The sequence below is a fragment of the Streptomyces sp. YIM 98790 genome (genome assembly GCF_011421595.1).
In the GTDB taxonomy this organism is placed as follows: domain Bacteria; phylum Actinomycetota; class Actinomycetes; order Streptomycetales; family Streptomycetaceae; genus Streptomyces.
On the sequence record NZ_WTLH01000011.1, the window covers coordinates 49,587 to 67,017 of the forward strand.

Genomic DNA, 17,431 nt, shown 5'->3' on the forward strand with positions numbered 1-17,431 from the left:
CGGCTCCTAGCCTCGCGTCGCATCAAGTCCCCCCANGTCACGTCGGGAGTACGGAAGCTGGTGGGCGGGTGTTCATTTTTGTGGTGACCTGTGGTCACCACCGGCTCCTAGCCTCGCGTCGCATCAAGTCCCCCCACCCCGCACCGGCGGGGAGCTGCGAGCACAGTGAGGCCAGTGCATGTCAGACCGGTCAGCCAAGCCCGAGGTGTTTCCCGCGTACGACCCGGACGAGAACAGCTCCAACCCGTCCGGCAACCGGCCGTTCCGTGAGGTCGCCGAAACGTTCCTGTCCCGCCGTGCCGCACTGCGCGGCACCACCGCCGCGGCGGCCGGCTTCCTGGTCGCCGGCTCCGTGCTGGGCGGTGCCGAACCGGCCGCCGCGCACGGCCGGCCGGGCGGCAAGCCCGGCAAGGGCCACGGCCGCAAGGAACTGCTGGGTTTCGAAGCCGTTCCCACCAGCACCGACGACACCTTCGTGGTGCCGCCCGGCTACCGGACGCAGGTGATCATCCCCTGGGGGACGGCCCTGAGGCCCGGCGGCCCCGAGTGGCGCAAGGACGCCTCCAACACCGCCGCCGAGCAGGCCGAGCAGATCGGCATGAACCACGACGGCATGCACTACTTCCCGCTCGGCCACGACCACGGCCTGCTGGTGCTCAACCACGAGTATGTCGACCAGGACCTGCTCTTCCCCGACGGCCCGGCCGAGATGACCGCCGAGAAGGTGGCCAAGGCCCTCGCCGCGCACGGCGTCAGCGTGGTGGAGATCAAGAAGAAGCGCGGCAGCTGGCAGGTCGTCGACTCGCGGTACGCCCGCAAGGTCACCGGCACCACCCCCGTGGCCTTCTCCGGCCCGGTCCGCGCCGACCACCCGAAGCTCCGGGCCAACAACGAGCCCATGGGCACCCTCAACAACTGCTCGCACGGCGTCACCCCCTGGGGCACCTACCTCACCTGCGAGGAGAACTGGAACGGCTACTTCGGCACCGCCGACGAGAGCTGGACCCCCACCCCGGAGGAGCAGCGCTACGGCATCAACGCCGGCGGCTTCGGCTACCGCTGGCACGAGGCCGACCCCCGCTTCGACCTGGCGGTCAACCGCAACGAGACCAACCGCTTCGGCTGGGTGGTGGAGATCGACCCCAGGAACCCGGACGCCAAGCCGGTCAAGCGGACCGCCCTGGGCCGGTTCAAGCACGAGGGCTGCACCGTCACCGAGTCCCGAGGCCGGGTCGTGGCCTACAGCGGCGACGACCAGAACGGCGACTACATCTACAAGTTCGTCGGCCACGGCCCCTGGCGCTGGCAGCGGGCCATGGGCCGCAGCCCGCTGGACCACGGCACCCTCTACGTGGCCCGGTTCAACGACGACGGCACCGGCGACTGGCTGCCCCTGGTCTTCGGCAAGGGCCCGCTGACCAAGGAGAACGGCTGGCAGGACCAGGCCGATGTGCTGATCCGCACCCGCCAGGCCGCGGACGCGGTGGGTGCCACCAAGATGGACCGCCCCGAGTGGATCGCGGTCAACCCGAAGAACAAGGACGTCTACTGCACCCTCACCAACGGCAACGGCTGGCCGGGCGAGGCCAACCCGCGCACCCCCAACCCGTACGGCCACATCATCCGCTGGGCGGAGAAGCGCTGCGACAACACCGCCACCAGCTTCACCTGGGACCTCTTCCTGCTCTCCGGTGACCCGGCCTACGACGACGCGGTGACCCTGGACCAGGACGGCATCCACGGTTCACCCGACGGTCTCTGGTTCGACGCCGACGGCCGGCTGTGGATTCAGACCGACGTCTCCAACTCCACCCAGAACCGGGCGGACCGCGGCCACGACAACATCGGCAACAACCAGATGCTGGCCGCCGACCCGAGGACGGGCGAGGTCCGCCGCTTCCTCACCGGCCCGCGCGGCTGCGAGATCACCGGCGTGGTGACCACCCCCGACCGGCGCACCATGTTCGTCAACGTCCAGCACCCGGGCGAGGCCACCGCCTTCTGGGGCGAGCCCACCCCGGACAACCCGCGGGCCGTCTCCAACTGGCCCGACTTCGACCCGGACGGCCGGCCGCGCTCGGCTACCGTGGTGATCAGCCGCACCGACGGCGGGGTGATCGGCGCCTGAGGCCGCCCCGGCCGGGCGCACACCGCTCCGCCCGCTGCCCCTCCCCGGCGGGACCCCCGGGGAGGGGCAGCGGCTTTCCGCCTCCTCAGCGAGGAGACCGGCCCGGCGACCGGAGCGATCAGCGCTGCACCGTGGTGGCGCCCAGGGACAGCCGATCCCGCGGCCCGGCCGGTCACCGTTGGACGACCGGCAACGGCTCCTGCTCAGCTGGGGCGAGGACCGCGACGAGGTGCCGGCGGAGATGGAGACCGGCTCAGGGCCCGGCATGGACCTGGCCGAGCACGCGGCGTGCCGGCTGCTCGGCACCGGGGATCTCAGCATCGTCGCCGGACGAGATCCGTACGCGGCCCGGGTGCAGGCCCAGGTCCGCATCTGGACCCCGGAGGCGGCGATGAGGACGTGGGCGGGGCCGTCGTAAGGGCAGTCTCCGGGGCGCTCACGGGAACGCTCGGCCCTGGCTGGACTCCCGCGTGCGAGGCCGCGGACGGTGCGACGGCCAGGGACATGCTCCCGGGGTCAGAGCCGGAGCGAGAAGACCCCGATGCCGATGGTGTAGAGGGCCAGGGTCAGCAGGACGACGCCGATCAGGTTGAGCCAGACGCCGGCCCGGACCATCTGGCCGATGGTGACCTGGCCGGAGGCGAAGACCAGGGCGTTCGGCGCGGTGGCCACCGGCAGCATGAAGGCGCAGCTCGCCGCCACCGCCACCGGGATCAGCAGCAGCATCGGATCCATGCCCAGGCCGCCCGCCACCCCCGCCATGATCGGCAGGAAGGTGGCCACGGTGGCGGTGTTGCTGGTCAGTTCGGTGAGGAAGAGCACCAGTACCGCTATGGCCACCACGAACAGCAGCACCGGCCAGGCGTCCAGCCCGGTCACCCGCTCGCCGATCCACGGGCCGAGCCCGGTGGTGCCGCCCTGGCCGTCGTCCCGGCTGAAACTGGCCGACAGGGCAAGCCCGCCGCCGAACAGCAGCAGGATGCCCCACGGCAGCTCACGGGTGTCCTCCCAGGCCAGCGCCCGGGTGCGGGCCTGCGGTCCCACCGGCAGGGTGAACAGCAGCAGGGCCGCGACGAGGGCGATCACCGAATCGTCGATCCGTTGCGTCCACGGCCAGACGTCGTGCAGCTGCGGGAAGACCACCCAGCTCGCGGCCGCACCGAGGAAGACCGCGAGCACCGTCCACTGCGGGCGGCTGATCGGGCCCAGTTCCCGCCGCCGTGCCGCGATCAGCTCCCGGCCGCCCGGGACCTCCTCGGTGCCCGGCCGGAACACCACCTTGGTCAGCACCAGCCACGCTATGACCAGAAAGACCGCGGAGAGCGGCACCCCGAACTGCATCCACTGGAAGAAGCTGATCCGGATGCCGAGGTTCTCGTCCACGAAGCCGCGCAGCAGGGTGTTGGGCGGGGTGCCGATCACCGTGGCCAGCGAGCCGATGGTGGCGGCGTAGGCGATGCCCAGCATCAGCGCGGTGGCGAAGTTCGGGTCCCGGCGGCCGTCGCCGAGCTGCGCCATCAGGCCCAGCACGGCCACCCCTATGGGCAGCATCATCACGGCCGTCGCCGTGTTGGAGATCCACATCGACAGCACGGCGGTGGCCACCATGAAGCCCAGGATCATCCGGGCCGGGGCCGTCCCCACCAGGGCCACCGTGGCCAGCGCGAACCGGATGTGCAGGTTCCACCGCTGCATGGCGATGGCGATCATGAACCCGCCCATGAAGAGGAATATCACCGGATTGGCGTACGGGCCGGCGGCCTCCGCGAGCGGCGCGATGCCCAGGGCCGGGAAGGCCACCAACGGGACCAGCGCGGTGACCGGCAGCGGGATCGCCTCGCTCATCCACCACACCGCCATCAGGGCGGCAACCGCGGCCACGTTCTTGTCCTGCGGCGCCAGCGAGTCGGGCAGCACCAGCCGCAGCAGCACCGCCAGCGCCACCCCGGCCGCCAGCCCGATCCACTGCCTCGGCCGTACCCCGCCGGCCTCCCCGCCGGCCTCCCCGCCGTCGTCCGGCCCGGGCTCGCCGGCATCGCCGGGGGCCGGAAGAACTGCGCGGGCGGGCTCTGTGCTGCGCTCGGTCTGTGACACGGTCCGTCCTCGGTGCGTGATCCCGGCCGTGCCCGGTACGGGGACGGCCAGGCCAAATCTGGCATCACCGCCCGCCCCGGGCAAGGGCCGCCCGTACCCCTGCGCACCGGGCGGACGCTCCCTCGGGACGGCCGGGCTCCTGCCGCGGCCGGCCGCGGCGGGCCGTCGCGTCCGGTGGGGCTGTGCCGAGGCCGGTCGGACGACTCCGGCGGGAGCTACGGAGCAGGAAACCGCGCCGCTGCCCTGCCGGTTCCGGCGGGCGCCGGTCTCAGACCACGTGGTCCTTCTCCCACTGCTGGTACTGCTCGCTGTAGTCGCATTCGGTGAGTTCCACGGCGGCGTTCTTCCGGGCGGCCGTCAGACAGCCGCCGTGGGTCCGGCTGCGGTAGACATACGCGTTGTCTCCCACCTTGACCTCGATCCAGTACGTCACGCCCCCGTTGTCGCACCGCTGCATGGAGACCTCGACGATGCCGCTGGTGGGGACCGCGGAGACGCACAGTGCCTCTCCGCCGATGTTCTGCTGGATCTGGACCGGGTTGCGGCCTGCCGGAGTGACGTTCCACGTCTGGTTCGTCCCGCCGTTGCGCTGGTAGACCAGCACGCTTGAATCCGTGCTGCCGCCGCGGTCGTTGTCGAGTACGTACCCCTCCATGCCGATGTTCTTCAGCGCGACTCCGCTCTGCGCCACGGCCTGGCCCGATCCCGCGAGCGCGCCGGTGGTGAGCACGCCCAGGGAGACCGCGGCGGTCATCACCGCCCTTGCCGCCTTCTTCATGAGCATTCCCCTTCTTCCTCGAACTGCCCTTTTTCACTGCTTCTTGAAAGGCTGTCCAAATAAAGGGAAGGGGAAGTTATACTTCGCTCAAAGTAGTGAATTGGAAATATTGTATTATGCGGGTTCGGTGATAACCGGGCGGGCGCTATGCCGAGGCCCGGCGGATGAGTTCGGTGGGGAGGACGACGGCGGACGGGGGTTCGCCGGCGAGCTGGGCGAGCAGGACGCGGACCATTTCGGTGGAGATCCGGTCCCAGGGCTGGCGGATGGTGGTCAGTTCCGGGCGGGCCGCGAGCGCGGCGGGCGAGTCGTCGAAGCCGGCGACGGCCACGTCCTCGGGGACGCGGCGGCCGGCCGCCTCCAGGGCGGCGAGGACGCCCTGCGCCATCAGGTCGGAGGCCACGAAAACGGCGTCCAGGTCCGGCCGGCGGGTGAGGAGTTCGGTGGCGGCACGGGCCCCGCTGTCGCGGCTGTAGTCGCCGGCCGCGATCAGGTCCTCGTCCGGCGGGAGGCCGGCCTCGGCGAGGATTTCCCGGTAGCCGCCGAGCCGGTCCACCCCGCCGGGGGTGTCGGGCGGGCCGGCCACGGTGGCTATCCGGCGGCGGCCGGATGCGATCAGATAGCGCACCATGTCCCGGGCCCCGGAACGGTCGTCGGCGGCGACATAGGACAGGCGGGCCGAGGTGCCGTCCCTGCCGACCGGTTTGCCGCAGGCGACGACCGGTATGCCGGCGTCGGTCAGCTGCTGCGCCACCGGGTCGCCGGTGTGGCTGGAGACCAGCAGGACGCCGTCCACGTGACCGGCGGCGATGAAGCGGAGGTTGCGCTGCTGCTCGGCGCGGGTACCGGCGATCATCAGCAGCAGCGGGATGTCGTGCGCGGCCAGCGCCCGGGTGCAGCCGCGCAGCAGCACATTGAAGTTGGGGTCCTCGAAGAACCGCTCCTGCGGCTCGGTGAGCAGGAACGCCACCGACCCGGAGCGGCCGGTGATCAGCGACCGGGCGTGGCGGTTGACCACATAGCCGGTCCGGCGGATGGCGGCCTTCACGGACTCCGCCGCGGCCGGGCTGACATGGTGGCCGCCGTTGAGGAAGCGGGAGACGGTGCCGCGCGACACGCCCGCCACCCGGGCCACGTCATGGATGGTGGGCGGCCGGCGTCGCGCGGGGTTCTGCATGGTCACGACTTTACGGCTCCGGAGAGGACGTCCAGGCTCCAGAACCGCTGGATGACCAGGAACAGCAGGATCAGCGGCACGATCGCCAGCAGGGCGCCGGTGATCACCAGGGTGTACAGGGCGGGCAGCGTGGAGCCCTGGTTGAGCAGGGTGAACAGGCCCAGCGTCAGCGGGAACTTCTCGTCGTCGCTGAGCATCACGTAGGGGAGGAGGAAGTTGTTCCAGATGGCGACGAACTGGAAGAGGAAGATGGTCACCAGGCCGGGCAGCATCATCGGCAGGGCCAGGGAGCGGAAGATGCGCCACTCCCCGGAGCCGTCCAGCCGCCCGGACTCCAGCACCTCCATCGGCACCGCGGCGGCGGCGTAGATCCGGGCCAGGTAGACGCCGTAGGGGGAGAGGATCACCGGCAGCAGCACGGACAGCCGGGAGCCGGCCATGCCCGCCTCGGCCATCAGCAGGTACTGCGGCACGGCCAGGATCACCGGTGGCATCAGCACCCCGGCCAGCAGGGTGTTGAAGACGGCCTCCCGGCCGCGGAAGCGGTACATGGCCAGGGCGTAGCCGCTGATCGCGGAGACCGCCGTGGACAGCAGCGCGCCCAGGCCCGCGTAGAGCGCCGAGTTGAGCATCCAGCTCCAGTAGACGCCGTCCCGGTAGGCGAACAGGTCGGACACGTTGCCGGCGAAGCCGGTGCCGGGCAGGAAGGTGAAGGTGGAGAACAGTTCCGAGCCGGACTTGGTGGCGGCGACCAGCACCCAGGCCACCGGGACCAGACAGTAGACCGCCCCCAGCGCCAGCGCGGCGGTGGGCAGCAGGGCCGTGCGGCGCGGGCGGCGGGCGGGGGCGGCGTGACCGCCCGGCCCGGGTCCGGACGGCGCCGGGCGGGCGGCGGCCGGGGTGGTCGCGGCGGCGCTCATCGCCGGTCCTCCGTTCCGCGGCGGGAGCCGGCAAGTCGCAGGAAGCCGAACGACAGCAGCAGGGTGGCGGCGGCGATGATCACCGCGGTGGCGGACGCGGCATGGATGTCGCCCCGCACAAAGGCGTCCTGGTACACCTTCATCAGCGGACTCCAGGTGGTGGAGAGGGAGTTGGTGAGCGGCTTCAGGGTGGTGGGTTCGTTGAACACCTGGAGGGTGGCGATCACCGAGAAGAAGAAGGTGAGCACCAGCGAGGGCGCCACCATGGGGATCTTGATGCGCAGCGCGATCTGCCGCTGGGAGCAGCCGTCCAGCCGGGCGGCCTCGTAGACCTCGGCCGGGATGGCGCGCAGCGCGGTGTAGATGACGATCATGTTGAAGCCGGTGCCTCCCCAGACCGCGATGTTGGACAGCGCCAGGTAGAGCGGGCCGCCGCTGAGCAGATCGGGTTCGGGCAGGCCCAGCTCGCCGAGGGCGTAGTGCAGCGGGCTGACCGAGGGGAGGTAGAGGAAGCCCCACAGCAGGGCGGCGATCACTCCGGGCACGGCGTAGGGCAGGAAGATGGTCAGCCGGGCGAAGCTCCGCCCGCGCACCCGGTCGGCGTCCAGCATCAGGGCGAAGGCCAGGGCCAGGCCCAGCATCACCGGGATGACGATCATGCCGTAGCCGAGCACCCGCAAGGTGCCGTCGAGCAGTTCGGGATCGCTCAGCGCCCCGGTGTAGTTGGACAGGCCGGCCCAGACCTCCTGGCGGGCGCCGGAGCCCAGGCCCAGCCCCTGCACCTCGATCTTGCGCAGGCTGAGGTGGACGGCGTAGCCGATGGGCAGCGCGAAGAAGGCGAGAAAGAGCAGGACGGCCGGCAGCAGGAAGAGGCAGGGTGCCCGGCGGCCGGGGCGCCCGCCCCGGGCACGGCGGCGTGCCCGGGGCGCGGTGACGTCGGTGACGTCGGTGACGTCGGCGGCGACGGTCATTCGGCGACCTTGAAGCCGTGCTCGGTGAGGTCCTTGACGGTCGCCTCCTGCATCGCCGCCAGGGCGGCGCCGAAGTCCGACCTGCCGGCGGCGGCCTTGCCGAAGGCGTCGTTGAAGGCGGCGTAGGCGACGTTGACGTTGGGGCCCCAGGCGGCCGGGGCGGTGCCCTCGGCTATCTGCGCGGCCAGGGTGTAGAAGTCGGTCTGGTGGGCGAAGAAGGCCGGCGGCTCGGTGAGGGCGTCACCGGTCTGGGCGGCGGTGGCGGCCGGGTAGATGCCGCCCTCCTTCACCATGGTGGCCAGCGCCTCGGGGTCGGTGTTCAGCCAGGAGGCGAACTCGGCCGCGGCCTCGCGGTGCTCGGCGTCCACGGTGACGGCGGTGGTGGAGCCGCCCCAGCTGCCGGTGGCGCTCCGGCCGGCCTCCCACTGCGGCAGCGGGGCCATGGACCACTTGCCGGCGGTGTCGGCGGCGTTGCCGGCCAGCACGCCGGGTGCCCAGACGGCGCTGACCCAGGCGATCTGCTCACCGGTGTTGAGCGCCTTGTTCCAGGCCGGGGTGTACATGGGCTCGTTGTGGATCACGCCCTCGGCGACCAGGCCGCCCCAGAAGCCGGCGACCCTGCGGGTGGCCTCGTCGTCGATGGCGACCTTCCAGGAGTCGCCCTCGGTGGTCCACCACTGGGCACCGGCCTGCTGGGCGAGACCGGCGAACAGGCCCGCGTCGGTGGCGGAGAAGGTGGTGAGGTACGTGTCCGGGGCCCGGTCGCGCAGCGCGCGGGCGGTGTCGGCGAACTCGTCCCAGGTGGTGGGCACCGTCAGGCCGTACTCGTCGAACAGGTCGTGGCGGTAGTAGAACATCAGCGGGCCGGAGTCCTGCGGGATGGCGTAGACCGCGTCCGTGCCGAAGGTGACCTGGGACCACAGGCCGTCGGCGAATTCACCGGCCACGGCGGGGTCGATGTCGCCCGAGATGTCCGCCAGGACGTCGTTGCTGACCAGGGTGGCCAGCGCCTGGTACTCGGCCTGGACCAGGTCCGGGGCCTGGCCGGCCCTGGCCGCGGTGATGACCTTGGTGACCAGGTCGTCGCCCTGGGCCTGGTTCTTCACGGTCACCTTGATGTCGGGGTGCTCGGCGTTCCACAGGGCGACGGCCTTCTCCATGCCGGGCGCCCAGGCCCAGTACTCCAGCCTGACCGGGCCGGAATCGCCGGAGCCGCCGGAGCCGCCCGAGCCGGAGCCGTCGGAGGAACTGCAGGCGGTCAGGGCTGTCGCCGACAGTGCGGCGGTGAGGAGTACCGCGGCGGTGCGGTGCTTCATGGGGTGTCCTCCTTGGCGGACGGCGATGGACGGCGCAGGCTGTGAACGTTCACGGCATCCTGTGGGCGTTCACAGTAGAGAAACCCGCCTGACCCTTGTCAATGGTTGTTCCTGTGCGGTTATCTTGATTTTTGTGAGCGGTCGGAGCTGTGCACGTTCCCAGCGCCCGGCGATCACCCGCGATTCCGTCCTCCGCCGCAGGCCAGTGGCCCGGCGAACCCGTCAGGAGCCCGCAGATGCCCCACGACGCCGCCCCCCGCGCTCCCCTCGCCTACGGCGGGGACTACAACCCCGAGCAGTGGCCGGAGGAGGTCTGGCACGAGGACATCGCCCTGATGCGCGAGGCGGGCGTCAACCTCGTCAGCCTGGGAATCTTCTCCTGGGCGAAGCTGGAGCCGCGGCCGGGCGAGTACGACTTCGGCTGGCTGGACCGGATCATCGGCATGCTGCACGAGGCCGGCATCCGGGTGGCCCTGGCCACCCCCACCGTGGTTCCGCCCGCCTGGTTCTACCGCGCCCACCCGGAGGCGCTGCCGGTCAGCCGGGAGGGAGTGCGCTGGGAGTTCGGCTCCCGCGGCGCGATCTGCCACAGCTCGCCCGCCTACCGGGAGGCCGCCGTCCGGATCACCCGGGCGCTCGGCGAGCGCTACGGCCGGCACCCGGCGGTGGCCCTGTGGCACGTGCACAACGAGTACGGGGTGCCGGTGCTGGAGTGCTACTGCGAGACCTCCGCCGAGCACTTCCGCTCCTGGCTGGCGGAACGCCACGGCACCCTGGAGCGGCTGAACGACGCCTGGGGCACCGCCTTCTGGGGCCAGGTGTACGGCGCCTGGGCCGAGATCCGGCCGCCCCGTGCCACCCCCACCACCTGCAATCCCGCCCAGCGCCTGGACTTCGCCCGGTTCGCCGGGGACGCCGCGCTGGAGAACTTCCGCCGCGAGCGTGACCTGCTGCACCACCTCTCGCCCGGCGTCCCGGTCACCACCAACTTCATGGTCTCGCCCACCCAGTGCGACACCATCGACTACTGGAAGTGGGCCCGCGAGGTCGACATCGTCACCAACGACCACTACCTGGTCGCCGAGGACGAGCGCAATCACATCAACCTCTCCATGGCCGCCGACCTCACCCGGTCGGTGGGCGGCGGCCGGCCCTGGCTGCTGCTGGAGCACTCCACCAGCGCGGTCAACTGGCAGCCGCGCGGCATCGCCAAGCTGCCCGGCGAGATGGCCCGCAACAGCCTGGCGCACGTGGCCCGCGGCTCGGAGGGCGCGATGTTCTTCCAGTGGCGGGCCTCGCGCAAGGGCGCGGAGAAGTTCCACTCCGCGATGGTGCCGCACGCCGGGACCGACAGCCGGATCTGGCGCGAAGTGACCGCCCTGGGCCGGGGCCTGGCCGCGCTGGGCGAGATCCGCTCCACCCGGACCGTGGCCGACCTCGCCATGGTGTGGGACTGGGAATCCTGGTGGGCGCAGAAGCTGGAGTGGCGGCCCAGCGACGAACTGGACGCCCGGGAGCGCGCCGAGTCCTGGTACGCGGCGCTGTTCGACCGCCACCTCACCGTGGATTTCGCCCACCCGGAGGCGGATCTGTCCGGCTACCCGCTGGTGGTGGTCCCCGCCCTGTACCTCACCACGGCCGCGGCCGGGCGCAACCTGCGCGGCTACGCGGAACAGGGCGGCACCCTGGTGGTCTCCTGCTTCTCCGGGATCGTGGACGAGCACGACGCCGTCCATCCCGGCCCGCACCCGGGCGCGCTGCGCGAGGCGCTGGGCGTGACCGTGGAGGAGTTCCAGCCGCTGCGCGCCGGGCAGACGGTGACGCTGGACGGCGGCGCGGGCCGCCCCCGGCTGACCGGCTCGGTCTGGGCCGAGACCGTGGTCACCCGGGGCGCCGAGACCGTCTGGAGCTACGCGGACGGCCCGGCCGCGGGCGGCCCCGCGGTCACCCGGCACCGGCTGGGCCGGGGCACCGCCTGGTACGTCTCGGCCCGGCTGGACGTGCCCGCGCTGGACGCGGTACTGGCCGCGGCCGGTGCGGACGCCGGGCTGCCCCCGCGCGGCGAACTGCCCCGCGATGTCGAGGTGGTGCTGCGCGCCGGGGAGCACGGCCGCTACCTCTTCGTCCTCAACCACACCGGTACCGAGGCCGAGGTCGGACTCCCGGCCCCCGGCACCGAACTCCTCACCGGCCACCGCACCGCGGGCCGGCTGGCCGTTCCCGGCTCCGCCGTCCGCGTCGTCCGGCTGGACGACTGAGCCGCCGGCCGGGCCGCTGCCACCGCAGCCGGCTCGGCCCGGCCGGCCGGGAGCCCGCCCGGTCCGGGGCCGGTCCGCGAACCGGACCGCCGGGCCGGGCGCCCCCTCCGCACCGCCCGCACCTCCGCACCTCCGCACCGCCCGAACGGCCCGCACCGCCGTTCGCCGCGTACGCACGTTCCGCCCGCCGCGCCACGTGCGTCCTTTCCTGTTCGCCGAAGTCGCCGAAAGGGAGAACCTCCATGCGCCGACGCACCGCACTCCGGCTCACCGCCGCCGGGGCCGCCGCCCCCGCCCTGGCCGGTGCGCTCGCCCCGGCCGCCGCCGCGGCACCCGCCCGCCCCCGCCCCCGGATCACGCCCCGCCCCCGCATCCGCGGGGTGGACATCTCCTCGCTCCCCAAGAGCGAGGCGTTCGGCGGCGTCTACCGGGACTTCGACGGATCGGCCGCCGACCCGGTCCGGATACTCGGCCGGGCCGGCTCCAACTGGGCCCGGCTCAAGGTCTGGGTCGACCCGGCCGACGGCTACCACACCAAGCCGCACATCCTGGCCATGGCCCAGCGGCTGCGCCGTGCCGGGATGAAGCTGATGATCGACTTCCACTACTCCGACACCTGGGCCGACCCCGGCAAGCAGTACAAGCCCGCCGCCTGGGAGGGCCTCGCCTTCCCGGAGCTGCGGCAGGCGGTGTACGACCACACCGCCGACATCCTGGGCGCGCTGCACGCCCAGCGCACCCCCGCCGGCATGGTGCAGATCGGCAACGAGCTGAACGGCGGCATGCTCTGGCCGGACGGCCGCTGGGACAACTGGCCGCAGCTCGCCCAGCTGCTCACCGCCGGCGCCGACGCCGCCCGCGCCGCCTCGCCCGGCATCCGGGTCGCCCTGCACCTGGCCGACGGCGGCGACAACGGCCTGTACCGCTGGTGGTTCGACAACGCGGTGCGGTACGGCGTGCCCTTCGACGTCATCGCCGCCTCGTTCTACGGCTACTGGCACGGCACCCTGGACGACCTGCGGGCCAACCTCGGCGACGTCTCCGCCCGCTACGGCAAGGACGTGGTGGTGGTCGAGACCGCCTACCCGTTCACCCTGGGCAGCAAGGACTTCCTGGAGGACATCATCGACCGCCCGTCCGAACTGGTGCCCGGCTACCCGGCCACCCCGGAGGGCCAGGCGGCCTGGATGCGGGACATCTGCGAGGTGGTCACCTCGGTGCCCGGCGACCGGGGCCTGGGCGTCTTCTACTGGGAGCCGGCCTGGACCGCGGTGACCGGCAACGGCTGGGACCCGGCCGACCCGTCCTCGGGCAACGGCTGGGAGAACCAGGCATGGTTCGACTACGACAACCGGCCGCTGCCCGCCATGCGCTGGTGAGCACGGCGGCGAGCCGCCGAAGCCGGCGGGGCCGGGCCCGGTCTCCCGGGCCCGGCCCCGCCGGCGTCCCCGGCACCGCGGTGCCGGGGTCCCGGCCCGCGCCGCGCGGCGCGAGCCGCGTGCTCAGCGCACCGGGGTGAAGTCCCGGGCGCCGATGAACTCCGGGCGCCGCACCGGCGCCGCGAACGGCTCCACCGCCGTGTTCTCCACGCTGTTGAAGACGATGAAGACATTGCTGCGCGGGTAGGGCGTGATGTTGTCGCCCGAGCCGTGCATGCAGTTGCAGTCGAACCACACCGCCGAGCCCGGCGCGCCGGTCCACTGCGCGATGCCGTGCTCGGCACTCAGCGCGGTGAGCTGCTCGTCGGACGGTGTGCCCGCGTCCTGCATCTGCAGCGACTTCTTGTAGTTGTCCTTCGGGGTGGCGCCGGCGCAGCCCAGGAAGGTCTTGTGGGAGCCCGGCATGATCATCAGCGAGCCGTTCCACGGGTAGTTCCGGGTCAGCGCCACGGACACCGACACGGTCCGCATCCGCGGCAGCCCGTCCTCCGCGTGCCAGGTCTCGAAGTCCGAGTGCCAGTAGAAACCGGTGGCCCCGAAGCCGGGCTTCACATTGATCCGGCTCTGGTGGACATAGACGTCCGAGCCCAGCAGCTGGCGCGCCCGGTCGGCCAGCCGCGGGTCGTGGACGAGCTTGCCGAACACCTCGCTGATCTTGTGCACCTCGAAGACCGACCGCACCTGGCCGCTGCCCGGCTCCAGGATCGAGCGCTCGTCAGCCCGGATCTGCGGGTCGTTGGTGAGCCGCTCCAGCTCCCGGTTGTAGACGGCGACCTCGTCCGGGGAGACCAGCTGGTCGATGGTGAGGAAGCCGTCCCGGTCGTAGGCGGTGAGCTCGTCCGCGGTGAACGGGCCGGGCGCGCCGGGCTCCGACCACACCACCGGGTCCTGACGCGCGGTCACCGCCTCCTTGGGGCCCCGGGTCGGATAGAGGTCGGCCGGCTGCTCGGGTGCGAGCGTCATAGCTGCTGTCAGTCCTCTCTCTGCTCGTCGTGCTGGTTGTCCCTGCTCTCCCGGTCCGCGCCGGGCGGCGGTCAGTCGCCGACGGGCTCGGTGAGCAGGGGGTAGGTGCCCTCCTCGTCGTGGTCCTCGCGGCCGGTCACCGGCGGGTTGAACACGCACAGCACCCGCAGGTCCTCCTTGACCCGCAGGGTGTGCCGCTCATGGCCGTCGAGGAGATAGAGGGTGCCGGGGGTGATCCGGTAGACGCGGCCGGTCTCCCGGTCGGTCAGCTCCGCATCGCCCTCGACGCAGTAAACCGCCTCGATGTGGTGCTTGTACCACATGTCGGTCTCGGTGCCCGCGTAGAGCACGGTCTCGTGGAAGGAGAATCCCACCCTGTCGTTGGCCAGGATCAGCCGCTTGCTGCGCCAGGTCCCGGACGCCGAGCGCACGTCCCGGTCGGTGTTCTCGATCTCACTGAGGGTTCGGACGATCATGTCGGTGCGGTTCGCCTTCCTGGTTCTGCGGCGCCGTGCGGCCGGCGGACGGGTGTCCGGTGTTCCGGTGCTGCCGCACGGGGCGCCGTGCGGTGGGGGATGCTGCGGGTCAGGCCGTCTCGCGGACGGCACGGGCCAGCGTGCGCAGGCCCTCGTCCAGCTCCCCGGGGTCGATGGTCAGCGGCGGCAGCAGCTTGACCACCTCGTCCTCCGGGCCGGAGGTCTCCAGCAGCAGCCCGAGCTCGAAGGCGCGCCGGCAGACCGCGCCGGCCCGCTCGGGCTCGGCGAAGACCAGGCCCCAGGCCAGGCCGCGCCCGCGGACCCGGGCGCCGGTCTCCGGGTGCTCGGCGACGATGGCCCGCAGCGCGGCCTCCACCTGCTCGCCGCGCGCCAGGGTCTGCTTCTCCATCTGGGCGTCGGCCCAGTAGGTGCGCAGCGCCGCGGCGGCGGTGACGAACGCCGGGTTGTTGCCGCGGAAGGTGCCGTTGTGCTCGCCCGGCTCCCAGACGTCGAGCTCCCGGCGGAACAGGCACAGCGCCAGCGGAAGCCCGTAGCCGCTGATCGACTTGGAGACGGTGATGATGTCCGGGACGATGCCGGCCTCCTCGAAGGAGAAGAACGGTCCGGTCCGGCCGCACCCCATCTGGATGTCGTCCACGATCAGCAGCATGTCATGGCGGCGGCACAGGTCGGCCAGGGCGCGCAGCCACTCGGGCCGGGCCACGTTGATGCCGCCCTCGCCCTGGATGGTCTCCACGATCACCGCGGCCGGCTTGTTCAGGCCCGAGCCGGAGTCCTCCAGCAGCCGTTCGAACCACAGGAAGTCCGGGATGGAGCCGTCCAGGTAGTCGTCGAACGGCATCGGGGTGCCGTGCACCAGGGGGATGCCGGCGCCGGCGCGTTTGAAGGCGTTGCCGGTGACCGCCAGGGCGCCCAGCGACATGCCGTGGAAGGCGTTGGTGAAGGAGACGATGGCCTCCCGGCCCTTGACCTTGCGGGCCAGTTTCAGCGCGGCCTCCACGGCGTTGGTGCCGGTGGGGCCGGTGAACATCACCTTGTGGTCCAGGCCGCGCGGGCTGAGCACCAGCTCGTGGAAGGTCTCCAGGAAGGCCCGTTTGGCGGTGGTGGACATGTCCAGCCCGTGGGTGATGCCGTCGCGCTCCAGGTAGTCCAGCAGCGCGCGCTTGAGCACGGGGTTGTTGTGGCCGTAGTTGAGCGAGCCTGCGCCCGCGAAGAAGTCCAGGTAGGGATGGCCGTCCTCGTCGTGGAGCCAGCTGCCCTGCGCGCGGTCGAAGACGGTCGGCCAACCACGGCAGTAGCTGCGTACCTCGGACTCCAGGGTCTGGAAGATGCTGAGGTCGGGCTGCGTGAGGGTCACGGTCTCTCCAGTCTTTCCCGGGGGTTCCCGATGGATCGTCACCGGTCGGCGGCGGGGTGGGCGTCGGTGTCGGGGGCGGGGATCGGTCCGATGCGGTACAGCACTTCGGGCTGGTGGTCCCCCTCGGGGAACGCCTCGGCGTGGAACAGCACCTCGCGGGACAGCGGGGCGCGGTGGCGCTCGGCGAAGGAGGTGAACAGCCGTTCGGAAGCCTCGTTGCCGGGGGTGATGGTGGTCTCGATGCCGGTCACGCCGAGCTCCCGCCCGGTGCGCGCGACCAGGCCGTCCAGCATGGCGGCGGCGACTCCCTGGCCGCGGCGGCCGTGGTCCACGGCGACCTGCCAGACGAGGAGCGTGTGCGGCTGCTCGGGGCGCAGGTAGCCGGTGATGAACCCGGCCGGGCTGCCGTCGGGCTCCCGGGCGACCACGGAGGTGGCGGCGTAGTCGCGGCACCACAACAGGTAGCTGTACGAAGAGTTCAGGTCCAGCACGCGGGAGTCGCGGGCCATGCGCCACAGCGCGGCGCCGTCCTCGACCTGCGGCGGGCTCAGCGTCAGTCCTCGGTCGGTCAGTCCTCGGGGAATCCGTAGATGGTCTGCTGGTGCGGCAGTCATGTGGCTCGAATTTACCCAGCAGAAATTTGGATTGCATCGCCGTCCGGGGTTCACAAAAGGGGGGTCTTCGTGTTATTCGGCGGCGCCCCGTTTTCCGGGCGGAGGGCTGCGGTATGTGCCGTTATGCCCGTTCATTACCGGGCATAACGCCCGCTCTGTGGAGTGCGTCACATATGTGTAACGCCTGTGTGACTTTCACGACTCGCGCAGGTCAAGGCGGCGCGGAAATGCCTTCCGCAAGAATGGATTATATTTTTTGTTTGAGCCGCGGAAAACGGGGAAGGAGAGAAAGTGTATTCTCTTCTCCGGTTGCCGGGGGAGCCGCCGGGGGCGGCGCGCGGAATTCTTTCAGAATTCACCGTCGGCGGCGAACGGCCCGTCCGGCCCGGAACCTGTCAGCGAGTAGCTGTCCGCCTCCGTCGCGTGGCCGTCCGGATGCTCGAAGCCCACCGCGAACAGGAACACGTCGTCCGGCATCTGCGCGCCGGGCCTCAGCTCCCACACGAAGACCAGCCCGCCGTCGTCCTGCCGCACGGTCCGGAAGAAGGAGTCGTCCGAGAGGTTCTGCCACTGGACCGGGTTCCGCACCTCCTCCTCCGGAGCGATCCGCAGTTCCAGGGTGAGGGAGTCCACCCGCTGCCCGGCGGTGAGCTTGATGGTGGGCTGCGACCAGTGCGGGTTGTCCCGCCCCTCCACGTAGGCCTCCACCCCCACGCCCACCGAGGTGCCGGCCGTGGCGGCCTGGTCCTCCTGGCCGGAATCCGGCTCCCGGCCGCTCGTCCCGCGGTCCCCCGCGTCGCCGCCCTCGGTGCCGGCCGCGGCATCACCGCCCTCGCCGCCTCCGGCGCCGTCCGTGCCGGTCCGCGGCTCACCGGTGCCGGCGTCGGCGCCGCCCTGCTCCCCGCCGCCGCTGCCGTTG

The 17,431-nt window shown here is 71.8% G+C and carries 15 protein-coding genes; 4 read left to right on the forward strand and 11 right to left on the reverse strand.

Annotated features, from left to right (window positions below; genetic code table 11):
- Positions 1–178: 178 nt before the first annotated feature.
- Both GQS09_RS03920 and GQS09_RS03925 read left to right on the forward strand, forming a co-directional pair.
- A complete protein-coding gene (locus GQS09_RS03920; RefSeq protein ID WP_165984545.1) occupies positions 179–2,128 on the forward strand; it encodes a PhoX family phosphatase in 1,950 nt (649 codons plus the stop codon).
- Between the two features lie 178 nt (positions 2,129–2,306).
- Complete coding sequence (locus GQS09_RS03925) at positions 2,307–2,546, forward strand: hypothetical protein (protein ID WP_207957425.1); 240 nt, start codon at positions 2,307–2,309, stop codon at positions 2,544–2,546.
- Between the two features lie 98 nt (positions 2,547–2,644).
- Here GQS09_RS03925 and GQS09_RS03930 read toward each other — a convergent pair whose 3' ends face one another.
- The 6 genes from GQS09_RS03930 to GQS09_RS03955 form a co-directional block, all read right to left on the reverse strand.
- A complete protein-coding gene (locus GQS09_RS03930) occupies positions 2,645–4,222 on the reverse strand; it encodes a DASS family sodium-coupled anion symporter (protein ID WP_165984547.1) in 1,578 nt (525 codons plus the stop codon).
- 268 nt (positions 4,223–4,490) lie between these two features.
- Complete coding sequence (locus GQS09_RS03935; RefSeq protein WP_165984548.1) at positions 4,491–5,006, reverse strand: RICIN domain-containing protein; 516 nt, start codon at positions 5,004–5,006, stop codon at positions 4,491–4,493.
- Between the two features lie 139 nt (positions 5,007–5,145).
- Entirely contained in the window at positions 5,146–6,177 is a 1,032-nt protein-coding gene (locus GQS09_RS03940) for a LacI family DNA-binding transcriptional regulator (protein WP_165984549.1), read from the reverse strand.
- Positions 6,178–6,179: 2 nt separating this feature from the next.
- The gene (locus GQS09_RS03945) at positions 6,180–7,097 is read right to left on the reverse strand and encodes a carbohydrate ABC transporter permease (RefSeq protein WP_165984550.1); all 918 of its coding nucleotides are present in this window, start codon (positions 7,095–7,097) and stop codon (positions 6,180–6,182) included.
- Positions 7,094–8,068 carry a carbohydrate ABC transporter permease gene (locus GQS09_RS03950; RefSeq protein ID WP_165984551.1) on the reverse strand — a complete coding sequence of 325 codons (975 nt, stop codon included), beginning with the start codon at positions 8,066–8,068 and terminating at the stop codon, positions 7,094–7,096. Before GQS09_RS03950 ends, GQS09_RS03945 begins: the two co-directional genes overlap by 4 nt.
- Positions 8,065–9,384, reverse strand: a complete 1,320-nt coding sequence (locus GQS09_RS03955; protein WP_165984552.1) for an extracellular solute-binding protein — start codon at positions 9,382–9,384, stop codon at positions 8,065–8,067. The genes GQS09_RS03950 and GQS09_RS03955 overlap by 4 nt, the downstream gene beginning before the upstream one ends.
- 236 nt (positions 9,385–9,620) lie before the next feature.
- Between GQS09_RS03955 and GQS09_RS03960 the strand changes: the two genes are divergently transcribed.
- The gene (locus tag GQS09_RS03960) at positions 9,621–11,642 is read left to right on the forward strand and encodes a beta-galactosidase (RefSeq protein WP_165984553.1); all 2,022 of its coding nucleotides are present in this window, start codon (positions 9,621–9,623) and stop codon (positions 11,640–11,642) included.
- 242 nt (positions 11,643–11,884) lie between these two features.
- The gene (locus tag GQS09_RS03965) at positions 11,885–13,021 is read left to right on the forward strand and encodes an arabinogalactan endo-1,4-beta-galactosidase (protein WP_165984554.1); all 1,137 of its coding nucleotides are present in this window, start codon (positions 11,885–11,887) and stop codon (positions 13,019–13,021) included.
- Positions 13,022–13,144: 123 nt separating this feature from the next.
- Here the strand turns inward: GQS09_RS03965 and thpD are convergent, their stop codons facing one another.
- From thpD to GQS09_RS03990, 5 genes are all read right to left on the reverse strand, one after another.
- Complete coding sequence (thpD, locus tag GQS09_RS03970; RefSeq protein ID WP_165984555.1) at positions 13,145–14,044, reverse strand: ectoine hydroxylase; 900 nt, start codon at positions 14,042–14,044, stop codon at positions 13,145–13,147.
- 71 nt (positions 14,045–14,115) lie between these two features.
- Complete coding sequence (locus GQS09_RS03975; protein WP_165984556.1) at positions 14,116–14,520, reverse strand: ectoine synthase; 405 nt, start codon at positions 14,518–14,520, stop codon at positions 14,116–14,118.
- Positions 14,521–14,629: 109 nt separating this feature from the next.
- Complete coding sequence (ectB, locus tag GQS09_RS03980; RefSeq protein WP_165984557.1) at positions 14,630–15,898, reverse strand: diaminobutyrate--2-oxoglutarate transaminase; 1,269 nt, start codon at positions 15,896–15,898, stop codon at positions 14,630–14,632.
- A gap of 38 nt (positions 15,899–15,936) precedes the next feature.
- Positions 15,937–16,512, reverse strand: a complete 576-nt coding sequence (gene ectA, locus GQS09_RS03985) for a diaminobutyrate acetyltransferase (RefSeq protein WP_165984558.1) — start codon at positions 16,510–16,512, stop codon at positions 15,937–15,939.
- A gap of 348 nt (positions 16,513–16,860) precedes the next feature.
- The coding region (locus tag GQS09_RS03990; protein WP_165984559.1) for a hypothetical protein at positions 16,861–17,431 on the reverse strand (571 nt) is incomplete at its 5' end.

Bases quoted from the DNA above. Each gene is read 5' to 3' on its own strand.
- GQS09_RS03920 (WP_165984545.1), top strand. From the start codon at position 179: ATGTCAGACCGGTCAGCCAAGCCCGAGGTGTTTCCCGCGTACGACCCG.
- GQS09_RS03935 (WP_165984548.1), bottom strand. From the start codon at position 5,006: ATGCTCATGAAGAAGGCGGCAAGGGCGGTGATGACCGCCGCGGTCTCC.
- GQS09_RS03940 (WP_165984549.1), bottom strand. From the start codon at position 6,177: ATGCAGAACCCCGCGCGACGCCGGCCGCCCACCATCCATGACGTGGCC.
- GQS09_RS03945 (WP_165984550.1), bottom strand. From the start codon at position 7,097: ATGAGCGCCGCCGCGACCACCCCGGCCGCCGCCCGCCCGGCGCCGTCC.
- GQS09_RS03950 (WP_165984551.1), bottom strand. From the start codon at position 8,068: ATGACCGTCGCCGCCGACGTCACCGACGTCACCGACGTCACCGCGCCC.
- GQS09_RS03955 (WP_165984552.1), bottom strand. From the start codon at position 9,384: ATGAAGCACCGCACCGCCGCGGTACTCCTCACCGCCGCACTGTCGGCG.
- GQS09_RS03960 (WP_165984553.1), top strand. From the start codon at position 9,621: ATGCCCCACGACGCCGCCCCCCGCGCTCCCCTCGCCTACGGCGGGGAC.
- GQS09_RS03965 (WP_165984554.1), top strand. From the start codon at position 11,885: ATGCGCCGACGCACCGCACTCCGGCTCACCGCCGCCGGGGCCGCCGCC.
- thpD (WP_165984555.1), bottom strand. From the start codon at position 14,044: ATGACGCTCGCACCCGAGCAGCCGGCCGACCTCTATCCGACCCGGGGC.
- GQS09_RS03975 (WP_165984556.1), bottom strand. From the start codon at position 14,520: ATGATCGTCCGAACCCTCAGTGAGATCGAGAACACCGACCGGGACGTG.
- ectA (WP_165984558.1), bottom strand. From the start codon at position 16,512: ATGACTGCCGCACCAGCAGACCATCTACGGATTCCCCGAGGACTGACC.